This window comes from Psychrobacter sp. ANT_H59 (assembly GCF_008369225.1).
Lineage (GTDB): Bacteria > Pseudomonadota > Gammaproteobacteria > Pseudomonadales > Moraxellaceae > Psychrobacter > Psychrobacter cryohalolentis.
In genome coordinates this window covers 20,752-35,763 of sequence record NZ_VOBE01000002.1, presented here as the reverse complement: position 1 = coordinate 35,763, position 15,012 = coordinate 20,752, and the positions used below count along the sequence as shown (strand labels likewise).

The window sequence follows — 15,012 nt, the reverse complement described above, 5'->3', positions numbered from 1 at the left end:
TTACATGAGCTTGATGCCTGTGACACCCGGCGGCGTCACTTGAAAGATTTTAATTTTAAACTGCACAGATTGTCCAGCAAGCGGATGGTTAAAGTCTACTTCTACTTCGTCATCAGTGATGGCGCTAATCGTACCGGGTAAAGTGTTTTTGCCTTTGTCTTCAAATTCTACTAGCATACCAATTTCAGGATTGTCAGCGATAAGCGCAAACTGAGTAGGGCTAAAGCGTTGGATGTTGTCAGGATTCCATTCACCAAATGCTTGCTCTGGCTCAAGATGAGCGGAACGCGTATCGCCTGCACGCAGATTCATCAGCACTTGCTCAAAGCCAGGTAGCAAGCTCTCATCACCTATAGTTAAAGTAACGGGTGTATCACGGCTAAAGGTTGAATCAATTACGGTGCCATTCTCGAGCGATACTTCAAAATGCAGCTTAACTAGGCTGCCAAAAGTAATACGTACATCTTCATTGGGTGTTATAAATTGCGAGTCGGTCATGGAAAATTTACCTATTACTGGAGTAGGAAGTTAGGTGGAATCAATATAAGAAATGATAAGTCATCTAGAAAAGGTTGTAAGCGCCAATAGTGTAACGTAAATAGTGTAATATATTTGGCGAATCTAAAAGTGAGCGCAACATTTATGGCAAAACTGATGGCAAATAAACAACAAGGTCGAGTCACAAAATGGCAAGACGATAAAGGCTTTGGCTTTATTGAAACCGAAGCAGGTGAGTCGGTGTTTTTTCATGTCAGCGCGTTTAAAGCGCAGCGTCGTCCTGCTATCGGTGAAGAGGTTGTTTTTATCGTTGGATATGACAATCAAAGACGCCTGCAAGCAAAAGACGTGCAAGAGCTGAGCTTTGTACAACAAAAGATGGCGCAAAAAAATAAGCAAATTCGCCAGCGTAATCACAAACGTAACGCCCAAGCAGAGTTTGAAGCAGGGCAGAAGAAACGCTTGTTTCTTGGTGTTGGATTTTATGGTGTACTGATATTACTGGCGGTCATGAATAAGCTTAGCTGGCTAGTTGTTGGGTGGTATGCTGTATTGGGTATGATAACCTATACCATGTATGCTAAAGACAAAGCGGCTGCTCAAAACAACGACTGGCGAACACCTGAGATGACATTACATGTTTTAAGTGCGCTTGGTGGCTGGGTCGGGGCAATGGTCGCACAAACCTACTTGCGTCATAAGTCACAAAAGCCTGAATTCCGTATTGCGTATTATTTGACTGTCATCATTAACATGGCAGGGTTACTATTTATATTGGCGGATGGCGGTTTGGATTTTTTACAGAAGAATTTTATTTAATGGAGTGACTTTAGTTCTATCAAATCATCCATTAAAATTTATTTTTTGAGACAGATTTGTTTATAGCTGTTTTGAATGAAAGCATCGGAGAGATAAGTGACTGAAAAATTTACCAGTATAGAGATGGTTAGACGTGAAAACGTCAGAACACTGATGCAAAATTATAAAATAACAAGAATGATGTTATCTCAAGGTACAAACATTAACTATGCGTTATTAGGTCACTATATCGGCAAGAATCCTATTAAAGCCATTGGTGATGAGACAGCAAATAAAATTGAAGTATTTTTTAATAAACCTATCAACTGGTTGGATCATGAACATGATGTCGCTAAAAAGGCAAATAATGGTCTAGGTTTTGGTGAAGAGACATCCGACAATTTAATAAAAGTACCGATATATAAAACCTATTTCTGTCATGAAGAAATCGAAGAAGAATGTTACTTTCATCCTCAGTTTTTTGAGGAGAAAGGTATAGACCCCCAGTCTTTTAGATTAATTTATGCGACAGATAGCAGTATGCAACCTTATATCAATATTAAAGATAAAGTGGGAATAGCGATAAATGACAACTGCATAAAAGATGGAAGTATATATGCTGTGATTTTAAATGGTAAACATATGATGTTTAAGCAGGTATTTATAGAAGCGGGCAATGTACTTCGATTGCATAGCTTACATTCAGATTATCCGGATAAGCTGGTGAACGTAGAGAATACAGATAGCCTTGTGATAGTGGGTAGGCTAATATATAGGGCTGGATAGGGTATAGTGAAATAATAATACAGGTTTGAAATGCTCAATAAAGGCAGTAGTTTGTGCGACTCTATTGCGTTTTTAAACAATAAAAAGCCCCGCTATAATCGATATAGTAGGGCTTTTTATTGTTAATAGATTGTACTTTTAATATTATAAAGACGCGTTAAACGTCACGCTTTTTTTCCAAAAACAGCATATCGATGACAATCAATAATACACCGATAGAAATGCCAATATCAGCAATATTAAAAATGGGATAATGCCAAACATCAGCATAATGCACATGTATAAAATCGATGACGTGACCATGTAATAAGCGATCGATCAAATTGCCCACGGCACCGCCTAATACCAATGCCAAACCTAGTGATAAGAGCTTGGCTTGACGGGGCGCTTTAGCTAGATAGCCTATCAAGAATAGTGACATCAATAGCGCTAACCCTGCAAAAAACCACTTTTGCCAACCGCCTGCATCTGCCAAAAAGCTAAAAGCAGCACCGTAATTGTAAGCGAGCGTCCAGTTTAGAAACGGCTCAATCACAGGCACAGGTTCAAGAAAGGTCAGATTGGTTTCTGCGAGCCATTTTGTCCATTGATCAAGGATAATCACGACCAGTGACAACAGATACCAGTTAAGCGCAAGGCGACCATTAGCGATCATCTTTGGCGTCTTGTTCAGTCGACTCTTCGGCGTCGATGAGCTACCCGTAGTGGCATGAGCCGGTTTAGGTGAACTGTGGACGTCGATAGGCACCTGCTTATCGTCAGGCGAATTTGTTGGATTAGGCGTTGAGTTAGGCATAGTGGCGCACCTCTCCATCACCGCTGACGTTGGTTGCACAGCGCGCACATAATTCTGGATGTGCGCTATCTGTGCCAATGTCATCACGGATATGCCAACAGCGCACGCACTTGGTGCCCGCTGCAGCATTCACTTCGACGACTAAATCTGCCGTTATATTATTGCTATCTGTTTGCTCATTGATGTTTGCTACATTAGCAGGGGCAGCGCTCAAAGGCTTTAAGGTTGCGCTACTGGTAATAAGGACAAAACGCAGCTCTTCGCCAAGCTTAGCTAGGCTTTCATGCATAGCGCCATCAGCATATAGACTGACGTCAGCAGATAAGTTGGCATTGATGATTTTCTCGCCACGTGCAGTTTCGATATGTTTATTGACCATATCTTTTGCCAGCATAATACGTTGCCAGTCATCATTGCTAATAGCGCTCAGCTCAAACTCTGGGAAGGTGTACCATTCTTCAGTGAATACATAGCTATCATCGCCATGCAATACTTCCCATGCTTCTTGCGCCGTAAAGGATAAAATCGGTGTAATCCAGCGAATCAATGCTTCAGCAATATGGTAAATCGCTGTTTGTGCAGAGCGGCGCGGTTGACCATCAGTTTGTGTGGTGTATTGACGGTCTTTGATAATATCCAAATAGAAGCTGCCCAAGTCTTGCGAGCAGAATGCGGTGATATGCTGCGTGACTTGGTGAAAGTCCATCGCATCATACGCACTGATGATTTGTGCTTGTACCGTTTGCGCACGCTCAATGATAAATTTATCGAGGCTAACCAGCTCATTAATATCAACGCTATTGGTAGCAGGATCAAAGTCATCAGTATTGGCAAGCAAGAAGCGCAAGGTATTACGAATGCGGCGATACATATCGATTGCGCCTTTAAAGACCGTTTTACCAGCGCTCATTTCATAACGGTAGTCGCTTGATGCAATCCACAAACGCAACATATCCGCGCCTGTTTTATTGATCTCTTCTTGCGGCGTGATGATATTACCCAGTGATTTACTCATCTTGCGACCGTTTTCATCAACCACAAAGCCATGAGTCAAAACTTGTTTAAACGGTGGACGCTCGTACATGGCTTCCGAGGTCAGCAACGACGTCTGGAACCAACCACGATGTTGGTCGGAGCCTTCTAAGTACATATCAGCAGGGTTGGTCAGCTCATCGCGTTGATCAAGTACGGCAAAATGTGTCGTGCCAGAGTCAAACCAAACATCTAACGTATCAGTCGCTTTATCATAATCAGCAGCTTCCGCGCCCAAGAAATCCTCACAGCTGGCATCAAACCATGCTTCTACGCCACCTTCGTTGATTTTTTGTGCTGCCGTTTCCATCAGTTCAAGTGTATTTGGGTGTAGTTCACCCGTTTCTTTATGAGTAAAGAAAGCAATCGGTACACCCCACGTACGCTGGCGGGAGATACACCAGTCAGGGCGACCTGTCATCATAGATTCAATGCGGTTTTGACCCCACGCTGGTGTCCATTGAACCGCTGGAATATCAGCAAGTGCACGCTCACGTAAGCCTTGAGTTTCCATGCTGATAAACCACTGCGGCGTGGCACGGAAAATGATTGGCGATTTATGACGCCAGCAGTGCGGATAGCTGTGCTCAATTTTGGTATGGCTAACCAGATGACCGTTTTCGTGTAGAGCAGCGATGATTTGTGGATTGGCTTTATAGATGTGCTCACCGGCAAATACCGCTGCGCTGTCTAAATAAACGCCCGTACCACTCACAGGGTTTTCAACAGGCAAATTATATTTTAGACCGACGATATAATCGTCAAGACCATGACCCGGTGCAGTATGGACTAAGCCAGTGCCGCTGTCAGTCGTTACGTGATCGCCCAAGATTAATGGCACTTGGCGAGCTTCGATAAGCGGATGCTGAGCATGTAGACCTTCAAGCTCGCGACCTGATACGGTCGCTAAGACACCTTTATTCTCAAGTTTAAATTCACTTAACGCTGACTCAACCAAGTCAGTCGCCAGTAGTAAGTTGCCGTTTTCGGTGGCGACCACACTATAGTCATGCTCAGGATGTACTGAGATAGCTTGGTTGGCAGGCAAGGTCCAAGGCGTCGTCGTCCAGATAACGGCAGCGATATTACCCTCGATCTGAGCCAATACTGAAACCTTGTCACGGTCTACGATATCAAAGCTGACATAAATAGCGTCTGAGACTTTATCTTGATATTCAACTTCAGCTTCAGCGAGCGCAGAGCTACAGTCTAAGCACCAGTTAACCGGCTTCATGCCACGAGTTACATGACCGTTGTCATAAATTTTGGCAAGGGCACGTACGATGTTGGCTTCTTGATGGAAGTTCATGGTTAGATAAGGATTGTCCCAATCGCCAAACACCCCTAAGCGTTTAAAATCCGCCTTTTGTAGCTCAATTTGCGTACTGGCGTATTCACGGCATAGACCACGGAATTCGGTTGCAGAAACCTTTTGACCGACTTTACCATGTTTGGCTTCGACTTTTTGCTCGATAGGCAGACCATGACAGTCCCAACCGGGCACATAAGGCGCATCAAAACCAGATAACGTTTTTGATTTTACGATAATGTCTTTGAGTACTTTATTGACTGCATGACCCAAGTGAATCTGACCGTTGGCGTATGGAGGACCATCATGCAAAATGTATTTGGTTGCCCCAGCACGTGCCGCACGAATTTTACCGTAAACATCATCTGCTTCCCAAGCTGCTAGCCAATCTGGCTCACGTTTGGCAAGGTTTGCACGCATCGCAAACGGCGTGTCGGCAAGGTTTAAGGTGTCTTTATAGTCTTGGCTTGGCATATCAGTACTTTTATCAGTCATAGAAGGCGTCTTTTAGAATGGTGATGAAAATGTAAATTGAATTAAAAAGTGCGTGTAAAGCTGGCTACAAAAGTTAAAGTAATAATTTGATTGAAAGTAGATAACACTCGCTATTATATGACAAAAAGAGTGGGGTAAGAAGAGCTGCCGAGTATCGTTTCTATGTCCGTCAAAACCGTCACAAAATTCATTTAACGAGCGATTGGTTGTTACTTTATATCTGCTAGGATAATAAAGGTGATAATAAATTGAGCAATCAACGTTGATGCTGTCTTTATGTGCAAGACAGCATCATATCACTATCGTCAGATAATCCCTACTTTCAGTAGTTGATAGTCATTGTTGATTTAACTGTTCTTATTCATTGATTTCAATCTGCATCACATATCATATCCGATTCAATTCGATTCAAAGAAATGAAACATACAATTACTAATATGGGTTTATTAAGGTGTGAATACCACGCAAGCTCATATGACGTATAAAGCCGTAGCAGAAGCGCTAGATTATCAGTATAGAAAAATGGATGCTTTAATTGGCTAGTTTTTATCGCCGCTGATTATTTTAAGTAAAAAACCTGCCAGTCAAATGATTGGCAGGTTTTTTAATGTAAACGGCTTTAAAGGGTGCTACAAGTGCATTTCTATTACCAATACTCAAGCAGGCACGATAGTCAGCTGCTCGGCTAATCTAAAGAAAGGTTTTGCTGCGCATTTAAAATCCAGACTAGATTCTAAGTGATTCAAGTGTTGATTAATGAGCAATAACAGACCTTCTTCATCCCTGTTTTCAATGGCATTTACCATGCCAAGATGTTCGTCTTCAGCGCAGTTAGATGAGCCAACTTTATTATATAGCCCAATGATTAGCGTGGTACGTAAGGTAAGTTCACTCAAAAATCGCTCTAAAACTGTATTGCCTGAAATCATTGCCAACTGCATATGGAAAGTGCGCGATAGGCGTAGCTCCGCAGGCTTATCACCTTGCGCCCGCGCGTCAGCTTCGGCAGCTATCGTAGCACGCATGTCAGCAATGTCTTGCAGCCTGGCATTTTTGATTACTTTACGGGCAAGCGTACGCTCAATCGTGCGCCGTGCTTCAAACACATCACCTGCTTCTTTCGGTGACGGAGTTGAAACAAAAGCGCCTCGGTTGGGCTGTAATTGCACCACATGCATCGTTGCAAGGGTAGAGAGTGCTCGCCTCACATTGGCTCTATTGCAGTTAAACAAGTCACTCAGCATCTGCTCGCCAAGCTTTGTTCCAGCGGGCAAGCGTTGCTCTGACACCGCAGCGGTGATGGAGTTGATAATGGTTTGCTCGGGTATTTCATCGAGCGCAGGAACTGTTTGTTTGGTTTTCTCTATTTTCATAGACGCAATTATAGTGTGCGACTGTTATCGCTACAACAAATATTAAAAAAATAGATTGTTTTGTTAACAATAATAGTTAACAATAATAGTTAACAAATATTACATGCTGCCGATCTGTGAATAATGACGATAACCTATGAATAGCGAGGCTCTATGAAAATTCTAGTGATGAACCCAAACTCGACCACTTCTATGACCGATAAAATCGTTGAAAGCGCGCGTCAAAAAGCCAGTGCAGGTACGACCATTATTGGCGCTTCTGGAACGGATTCGCCTGCATCTATTCAAGGACATCATGATGAAGCGCTCTCTGTCCCTGGTTTGATTAAACGCTTACAACAAGCGGAACAAGAAGGAATTGATGGTGTGGTCGTTGCCTGCTTTGATGACCCGGGTATTGGTGCTTGCCGCGAAGTGTTTTCAGGTCCAGTTATTGGAATTTGTGAAGCAGCGGTCAAAGCCGCTAGTATGATTTCAACCTCTTTTAGTGTAGTCACCACTTTGCCACGTTCCGTACCTGTGATTGAAGATTTGATTCATGGTTATGGTTTATCTCATCGCTGTAGAAAAGTACGCTCTGCTGCCATACCCGTGCTTGCTCTTGAGGAAGCTGACTCTGGTGCCCGTGAAAAAGTTCGTGATGAAATTTTACGTGCAGTACGTGAAGACAACTGCGAAGCGGTGGTTTTGGGCTGTGCTGGGATGGCAGACCTAACAGAATGGCTGACTGCAGAAACGGGTGTGCCTGTGATTGATGGTGTGACTGTGGCTACTCGTATGATTGAGGCACTGGTTGGCTGTGGTTTAAAAACCAGTAAAATTGGCGCCTATGCAGCACCTATCCAACATTAAATAGAAATGGACGAAACAGCTATCAACCAATAAATATTCAACATTCTCAAGGAAGGAGAAGGTGATGGACAATATTCAAGGAGCCGTTGCTACGGCAGGCGTAAAAACAATAGAGCATAAAGGGGTTGGTGAAGAGAGCCTAGCGCCGCAAACCACACGAATTATGGGCTCTTGGTCTTATTTATTTACTTGGTTAGGTGGGTGTGTCTCTATTGGTACCTTCACCGTTGGGTCAGGTTTGGTTGGTACCCTTAACTTATTACAAGTAGTGCTAGCAATCGCCATTGGTTGTACGGTTATTGGTGCAGCGCTTATGATTAACGGTCGCGCAGGTCATAAATATGGTATCCCATTTATGGTGCAAAGTCGTTCATCTTTTGGTTTCACTGGTAGTCGCATACCAGCACTGGTGCGCTCTGTACCTGCGATTGTCTGGTTTGGCTTTCAAAGTTGGATTGGTGCCGGTGCCTTGAACTTAGTATCTGATACCTTGTTTGGCTACAGTAATATAGTCGTCTTCTTTGTTGGTTTTCAGTTTTTACAAATTGGTCTGTCCGTTTTGGGTTTTCATGGTATCAAATGGCTCGAAAACATTGGCTCAATTTTTATTATTGGTTCACTGATTTACATGTTTATTAGTGTGATTAATAAATATGGTGATGTGATTTCAACCAATCTTATCAATACAGAAGGGACTTGGGGAGCGCCATTTTGGGGCGCAACCATGCTGTTTTTAGGCGTTTACAGTACGATGATGCTTAACGTCTCCGACTATTCGCGTGAACTAAAAGAAGATGTTGGTCTTTTTCGTCAAGTAGCCATCTATGCCAACTCTATCCTACCTGCAACATTGTTTATGGGTCTAATTGGTGTGATGGTGACCAGTGCGACTGGTGAAGTTGATCCTATCAAGGTGTTTTCTAGCGCCGTTGATAACAAGCCTTTATTAATCATTACGATGCTTTTCATTGCTTTTGCGCAGGTCACTACCAATATCTTAAACAACGTCGTACCGCCTGCCTATGCATTAATGGATATCTTCAAAATTAAGTATAAAACCGCTGCAGTTATTGTTGGGTTGCTTGCCTTTGGGACATTCCCTTGGGAGTTGGTAAAAGATGAATCTGCGGCAGGATTAAACTTATTTATTCAAACTTATTCAGCATTTTTAGGTCCTATATTTGCCATCTTAGTCGTTGACTACTATTTCTTACGTAAGCAAAAGCTGGATCTTGACAAGCTATATGATGAGAATGGTCCCTATAAGGGCGTCAACATGGCAGCTGTTATCGCTATGGTAGTGGGGATTGTAGTCGCTCTACTATTCTCAAGTATCTCTTGGTATGCAAGCTTAATTCCAGCAGGCGCTATCTATTGGATCTTGATGTTAAAGATGCCGGCTGCACAGCGTTTTATGTCCTAATTTGTTCAAATGTTTATACAAAAACCCTATAACAGTGAGCTCTGCTATAGGGTTTTTGCGTGAGGTGCTAGACTAAGATTATAGTTAGTTTCAGTCTTAAAAAACTGACGACAGCCACAGTCTTAGTTTTAATGACCATAATGGTTGAATACCTGTAAGCCCTTGGCTCATCTCGCCGTTTTTTAATATGACATAAGAGGGCGTGACTTGCCCTTGCCAATCATCAAAGATAGCGCCTTCTTTATCGTTTACAGTATTAAAACTATAGTTGTTTTGCTTAAGATAGCTGTGTAACTCTTGGTCAGAGCCGGACTTGATAGCAACAGTAACGACTGGATAGCTATTTTCTGCAGCCAACGCATTAATATTCGGTGAGGTCACGCTACATATCGGACACCACGTACCCCAAAAATAGACCAGCGTGGGTTTATCCGCACTAATTGCTGCCAAATCAATACTCTGCCCTTGATAATCCATCAATTGCAACTGTGGATCGGCTGGCATGACCGGCTGTCGCCACCAGTTAACAGCAGTATAAATAATGGCAAATACCAAGCCGTAGAGCAGCACAGTTTTAATAAGTGACAGTGCTTTTTGCTTGGGTGTCTTTTTAGATCTCTCAGTCGTCTTGTCGCTATCAGTCGTCATAGTGGCTGCTTTTTTGCTCGGTGGCTTTTATAAGTATAGTGAGTTCAGTATTAAAGCGCTACAGTAGGACTGGGATGAATTTTACGCAGCCTCTGTCGGCGTAGGCACAGCATGCCAGAAAAATTTATACCAGTACTGCGTTGGAACATAAGGTATCTGTTTTATTTGGAATTGACTATAGTTTTTAATAGATAAAAATATACGGCTGAATAGTCAGCCGTATGATTAAAATATTAAGAGTCTCATTAATTAAGTATGCTATTAATTAATGGTTGGATAGTCCTTACTTAAGGCTTTTGCGCACGGTTTTGTAGTGGATCGCCAGTGAGCACACTACCTGAGTTTTCACGGCGCTCTTCATCACTCAACTTGCTCGCTGGAATTTTGGATTTTCGCTTCCATTTTAAGCTAAATAAGTCATCACGGCGATCAAGCAAATTGTGGACCGAACCTTCGTTACGGACGTGAGTGAGCTTGTCTAAATTCACATCTGAAAAGAATACCATTTCGGTATTCGCCGTCGTTTCAGCCATAATCGCATCATGCGGGAATGCAAAATCTGACGGTGAAAAAATAGACGACTGCGCGTACTGAATGTCTAAGCTCTCAACTTGCGGTAAGTTACCCACTGATCCACAAATCATCACATAACATTCGTTTTCAATGGCTCGTGCTTGAGCACAGTGGCGCACACGTAAGTAGCCGTTTTTGGTATCTGTCCAAAAAGGCACGAACAAAATATCCATATCGTCGAGCGCCAACAAGCGGGCAAGCTCAGGGAATTCAACATCATAACAGACCAAGATACCAATACGACCAGCATCCGTATCAAATACTTTGACCTCATCACCGCCTTCGATAACCCAAGCGCTACGCTCATGAGGGGTAATATGGATTTTGCGTTGCTCTTCTACCGTACCGTCGCGGCGACATAAATAACTGACATTGTACAGCGTGTCGTCTTCATCTAGTAATGGCATGGAGCCCATAATAACGTTAACGTTATAGCTGACCGCTAAATGCGATATTTCGTTTTTAAACCACTCGGTATAACCTGCCAAAAAGCGAATCGCAATGTTTTGATCCGTCGACTCACACAAACCCATCAATGGCGCGTTAAAAAATTCTGGCAAGCAGGCAAAGTCAGAGTTGTAATCAGCCATAACGTCGACAAAGAATTCAACCTGTTGCAGTAGTTCCTCTGGCGATTCAACTTCACGCATCTGCCATTGAATACCGCCAATACGCACTTCAGATTTGCGAGTATTTGGCTTGTAGTCTTTTGGTTCATAATAAATATTTGCCCACTCAAGCAAGGTCGCAAAGCCTTTAGACTGTTTGTCATCTGGCAAATAAGCGGTCAAAATACGCTTGACGATAAAACCATTCGATAACTGGAAAGAAAGCGCAGAATCATGAATTTCACGTGAGGCAACCGCATCGATATAGTCACCGGGCGTTAAATCTTGATGGTTATGGTAGTTTGGAATACGACCACCAGCTAAAATTGCTCGGAAGTTCAACTGACGACAAAGCTCTTTACGGGCATCATACAGCCTGCGACCCAAGCGATAACCACGATATTCAGGGTCAATGAGAGCGTCTAAACCATAGATAGCATCGCCTTCAGGGTTGTCTCTGATAATCTCTTTATGACCAATCAAGTCATCATAGGTATGTGGATTAGAGAACTTTGCATAATCAACGCGCATAGATAATACGATACCAATCAGCTCGTCGTGATCAAATAAAGCAATCTGCCCTTCTGGGAAAGCGTCAATCAAAGTATGAATTGTATTCTTTGACCATGCGCCGCCTAAATTGACATAGACTCGATCCATTAACGCTTTTAGTTGCGGGTAGTCTTTTTTCTTAATCTCAGCAATCGTTAAATGAAAGTCTTCTGGTTTTTCTATCTTACTCATAAAATTCCTGTCTGTTGTTTCTGTATGCGGGTGTTAATAAGTGATATTGATAAATGAAGGTACGACACATCTTGCGATTAATTTTTATATAAGTGGGATAAATAACGGCAAACTTAATTCTCAACTTAAGGACAATGTTTCGGCATAACAATGTTGAGAAAAATATACCAATAGGCTGTGAGAATCGTTACAATCATTTATCTGTGTATTTACAATAAGTTATAAGGATCGTTTCTCATATGATCTATTTTAATGAGGCATTTTTATAAGTTTGCAAGTGGCGCTATCGCACTTCAAGGGTGCTTTAACTACCTTTCGACGTACATTGACTGCTGATTATAGTTTTATTGAAATAAATGTCGACTGGTATGATATCAAGCTCGTCAGCTAATGACAGTCAAACGTCGTAAAGATTTGCTAGGTTTTTGTGAGTCTTTCTGCCTCGTCGAGACATCATTTGATAAATTTATACTTAGTTGTATTTGGTTGTTTTTTCTTGCTCATATTTGATATTAACCCGTTAGGAATTTTTAATGACGCCTGAAATTCATACTGCTGCTTTTAGAAAATTAGATGAAGTTGAAGATACTGCACTGGTGCAATTGGTGTACGTCAGTAGCATGACGCTTAGTTCGCGTTTTAGTACGACAATATTTGAAGAAGTAGAAAGTCATGCGCGTAATTATAATCAGCAGCAGGGTATTACAGGCACGTTATGCTATGGCAATGGGCATTTTTTGCAGTGCATTGAGGGTGAAAAGGCCAGAGTACTGACGCTAATTCAGCGTATATATGTCGATACACGTCATAAAAACATTCAAGTGCTATTAGTGCAAGTCCTCAAGCAGCGCAGTTTTTCTGATTGGCGTATGCGCTTACTGTTTTTGGAACGTTGGTTATGGTCACCTGCGACCAAAAAACAAGCGGCACAGCTATCACCGTTTTTGCCATTTTCGCCCCACGATTGGAGACCCGATCATACCGAATTATTCTTACAAGTGATCAAAAATTTTGATACGCCGCCTCATATCAATGCAGCAGGCATCACTTACAATGCGCTAGGTAATATGGTGCGCCATGTCGCTGCGCCGCATCAAGCATTTTTAGTTGTTCAGGGTTTTTTGAGTGTGCTGCTCGTCGCAGGTTTAGCGCTGCTGTATGTATAGTTTATGCCACTTTAGAAAGATATAGGCGATTCACTTAAATATATCGTACTAGGGCGTGTCCTCATTTCAAAAATGGTGATAAAAATGAGATAAATTGCAGTCAAACGAGGAAAATAGCGCAGATGATATCGGGATATTAACCAGCTATTTAACGATGTTTGGCAAAATTTAGCCATTTTTAGCCCGTTTAGATATGATCAGTTGAATTGAGGACACGCCCTAGTGTTATTTGAGCATAAAAAAAGACGCTAATCTTATCGATTGAGCGTCTTTCTATATATCTTTAATAATTAAAGATATATCAGGAGTAAAAACGCCTTACATATCGAAAATCTTACCACGGTTCATAATATTATTGGGATCAAAGACTTTTTTGACCTCTTTTAAATACTCAATCTCAGTTTCGCTGCGGCTATAATGTAGATACGGCTTTTTAGTCATACCAACGCCGTGTTCTGCAGATACCGAGCCGCCATATTTTTGTACGGTCTCAAACACGTATTTATTGACAACCTGACACTCGGCAAAGAAATCATCTTTACTCATGTTTTCAGGTTTTAAAATATTGAGGTGCAAATTGCCATCACCAATATGACCGAACCAGCACACTTCAAAGTCAGGATAGTTGCTGCTGACAATGTGATCAATCTCATTAATAAACTCAGGGACGTAGCTGATGAGTACTGAGACATCATTTTTATAAGGCGTAAATACTGAGATGGTTTCAGAGATATATTCGCGTAGCTTCCACAGCTCTTCAGCTTGTGCGATGCTTTGGCTCATGACGCCATCGACGACCCAGCCTTGCTCCATGCAATCTTCAAATATCGCCATGGCTTTATCCATGATCGGCTCGTACGATGCTTCAAACTCTAATAGCGTATAAAATTTGGTACGCGACTCAAATGGCTCTTGCACTTGACCGTGTGCCATCAGCTTATCAATTGCCACATCATCAAAGAATTCGAAGGCTGTTAAATCAATCTGTGCTTGAAAGGCAGATAGCACATTCGTTACATCATTAAAACTGTCCATGCCAAGCACCATGACGTTTAAGTCTTGCGGCTGACGCTCAAGCTTGATTTGTGCATGAGTGACAAAGCCAAGTGTGCCTTCGCTACCGATAAACAATTGACGTAAGTCATAGCCAGTAGCATTTTTGACCATACCGCGGTTCAATTGCAAGATATCACCTTTACCAGTTACTACTGTCAGCCCCATAATCCATTGACGGGTCATGCCATAGCGGATAACTTTGATGCCGCCAGCATTGGTGCCAATATTGCCACCGATTTGACTGGAGCCTGCTGAGGCAAAGTCGACAGGGTAGTAGAGGTCTTTCGATTCAGCAAACTGTTGCAACTGCTGCGTGACCACACCGGCTTCAATCTCAACCATACGATCGGCAGGATAAAATTGTCCGATATGGTTCATCTTATCCATACTGACCACAATCTCACCATTGGCAGCGACTGCACCCGCAGACAATCCCGTACGACCGCCACTTGGCGTCAATACCACATCATGCTCATTGGCAAGTAATACAATTGCTTGTACTTGCTCAGTAGTCTTTGGAAAGACGATAGCCGCAGGTGCGGGTGCGAAGTGCTTGGTCCAGTCTTTACCCCAATGTTCTAAGCTTTCACTATCAGTTTTAATTTGGCTGGCATCAAACTGATGGGTATCAAGCAGAGCGCTGAGGATGGTTTGAACAGCAGATGCATGGGTTTCAGGTAGGGCTTGGCTAGATAAAGAAGTCATGGTCAAATCTCGGTATCAACGTGAGTGCTATGCATAAAGAGGATTATTATAAGAGTTATTATATAACCAAATGGCTATAACTGAACGTGTGTAATGATGTATGTTGTTAAGGGAATATTAACGATGTATATTATTGCAATTTAATAGTCG

General features: G+C 42.3%; 12 protein-coding genes. 5 read left to right on the top strand and 7 right to left on the bottom strand.

Going from position 1 to position 15,012, the window contains the following annotated elements:
- The gene (locus tag FQ083_RS03245) at positions 1 to 498 is read right to left on the bottom strand and encodes a peptidylprolyl isomerase (protein WP_011512767.1); all 498 of its coding nucleotides are present in this window, start codon (positions 496 to 498) and stop codon (positions 1 to 3) included.
- A gap of 156 nt (positions 499 to 654) precedes the next feature.
- Between FQ083_RS03245 and FQ083_RS03240 the strand changes: the two genes are divergently transcribed.
- On the top strand, positions 655 to 1,317 hold the full coding sequence (locus FQ083_RS03240; RefSeq protein WP_262880834.1) for a cold shock and DUF1294 domain-containing protein: 663 nt from the start codon (positions 655 to 657) through the stop codon (positions 1,315 to 1,317).
- 96 nt (positions 1,318 to 1,413) lie between these two features.
- Positions 1,414 to 2,082 (top strand): helix-turn-helix transcriptional regulator, encoded by a 669-nt coding sequence (locus FQ083_RS03235; RefSeq protein WP_223145219.1) that lies wholly within the window; start codon positions 1,414 to 1,416, stop codon positions 2,080 to 2,082.
- A gap of 157 nt (positions 2,083 to 2,239) precedes the next feature.
- Here the strand turns inward: FQ083_RS03235 and lspA are convergent, their stop codons facing one another.
- The 3 genes from lspA to FQ083_RS03220 form a co-directional block, all read right to left on the bottom strand.
- On the bottom strand, positions 2,240 to 2,878 hold the full coding sequence (lspA, locus tag FQ083_RS03230) for a signal peptidase II (RefSeq protein ID WP_149408819.1): 639 nt from the start codon (positions 2,876 to 2,878) through the stop codon (positions 2,240 to 2,242).
- Positions 2,871 to 5,714, bottom strand: a complete 2,844-nt coding sequence (gene ileS, locus FQ083_RS03225; protein ID WP_149408818.1) for an isoleucine--tRNA ligase — start codon at positions 5,712 to 5,714, stop codon at positions 2,871 to 2,873. Before ileS ends, lspA begins: the two co-directional genes overlap by 8 nt.
- Before the next feature lie 656 nt (positions 5,715 to 6,370).
- On the bottom strand, positions 6,371 to 7,087 hold the full coding sequence (locus FQ083_RS03220; RefSeq protein ID WP_149408817.1) for a GntR family transcriptional regulator: 717 nt from the start codon (positions 7,085 to 7,087) through the stop codon (positions 6,371 to 6,373).
- Positions 7,088 to 7,240: 153 nt separating this feature from the next.
- On the opposite strand from FQ083_RS03220, the gene FQ083_RS03215 reads away from it, so the two are divergent.
- Positions 7,241 to 7,939: an aspartate/glutamate racemase family protein gene (locus FQ083_RS03215; protein WP_149408816.1), complete on the top strand. Its 699-nt coding sequence runs from the start codon at positions 7,241 to 7,243 to the stop codon at positions 7,937 to 7,939.
- A 64-nt stretch (positions 7,940 to 8,003) separates the two neighbouring features.
- Complete coding sequence (locus FQ083_RS03210) at positions 8,004 to 9,362, top strand: NCS1 family transporter (RefSeq protein WP_149408815.1); 1,359 nt, start codon at positions 8,004 to 8,006, stop codon at positions 9,360 to 9,362.
- Positions 9,363 to 9,458: 96 nt separating this feature from the next.
- Here FQ083_RS03210 and FQ083_RS03205 read toward each other — a convergent pair whose 3' ends face one another.
- Both FQ083_RS03205 and FQ083_RS03200 read right to left on the bottom strand, forming a co-directional pair.
- Positions 9,459 to 10,010: a protein disulfide oxidoreductase gene (locus FQ083_RS03205; protein ID WP_149408814.1), complete on the bottom strand. Its 552-nt coding sequence runs from the start codon at positions 10,008 to 10,010 to the stop codon at positions 9,459 to 9,461.
- Positions 10,011 to 10,297: 287 nt separating this feature from the next.
- On the bottom strand, positions 10,298 to 11,935 hold the full coding sequence (locus tag FQ083_RS03200) for a carbon-nitrogen hydrolase family protein (RefSeq protein ID WP_149408813.1): 1,638 nt from the start codon (positions 11,933 to 11,935) through the stop codon (positions 10,298 to 10,300).
- Between the two features lie 533 nt (positions 11,936 to 12,468).
- On the opposite strand from FQ083_RS03200, the gene FQ083_RS03195 reads away from it, so the two are divergent.
- On the top strand, positions 12,469 to 13,101 hold the full coding sequence (locus tag FQ083_RS03195) for a BLUF domain-containing protein (protein WP_149408812.1): 633 nt from the start codon (positions 12,469 to 12,471) through the stop codon (positions 13,099 to 13,101).
- A gap of 318 nt (positions 13,102 to 13,419) precedes the next feature.
- On the opposite strand, the gene FQ083_RS03190 is transcribed toward FQ083_RS03195, so the two are convergent.
- Entirely contained in the window at positions 13,420 to 14,862 is a 1,443-nt protein-coding gene (locus FQ083_RS03190) for an FAD-binding oxidoreductase (protein WP_149408811.1), read from the bottom strand.
- Positions 14,863 to 15,012 lie beyond the last annotated feature (150 nt).

Excerpts from the sequence above, each read along its gene's own strand:
- FQ083_RS03245 (WP_011512767.1), bottom strand. The coding sequence starts at position 498 with ATGACCGACTCGCAATTTATAACACCCAATGAAGATGTACGTATTACT.
- FQ083_RS03240 (WP_262880834.1), top strand. The coding sequence starts at position 655 with ATGGCAAATAAACAACAAGGTCGAGTCACAAAATGGCAAGACGATAAA.
- lspA (WP_149408819.1), bottom strand. The coding sequence starts at position 2,878 with ATGCCTAACTCAACGCCTAATCCAACAAATTCGCCTGACGATAAGCAG.
- ileS (WP_149408818.1), bottom strand. The coding sequence starts at position 5,714 with ATGACTGATAAAAGTACTGATATGCCAAGCCAAGACTATAAAGACACC.
- FQ083_RS03220 (WP_149408817.1), bottom strand. The coding sequence starts at position 7,087 with ATGAAAATAGAGAAAACCAAACAAACAGTTCCTGCGCTCGATGAAATA.
- FQ083_RS03215 (WP_149408816.1), top strand. The coding sequence starts at position 7,241 with ATGAAAATTCTAGTGATGAACCCAAACTCGACCACTTCTATGACCGAT.
- FQ083_RS03210 (WP_149408815.1), top strand. The coding sequence starts at position 8,004 with ATGGACAATATTCAAGGAGCCGTTGCTACGGCAGGCGTAAAAACAATA.
- FQ083_RS03205 (WP_149408814.1), bottom strand. The coding sequence starts at position 10,010 with ATGACGACTGATAGCGACAAGACGACTGAGAGATCTAAAAAGACACCC.
- FQ083_RS03200 (WP_149408813.1), bottom strand. The coding sequence starts at position 11,935 with ATGAGTAAGATAGAAAAACCAGAAGACTTTCATTTAACGATTGCTGAG.
- FQ083_RS03195 (WP_149408812.1), top strand. The coding sequence starts at position 12,469 with ATGACGCCTGAAATTCATACTGCTGCTTTTAGAAAATTAGATGAAGTT.
- FQ083_RS03190 (WP_149408811.1), bottom strand. The coding sequence starts at position 14,862 with ATGACTTCTTTATCTAGCCAAGCCCTACCTGAAACCCATGCATCTGCT.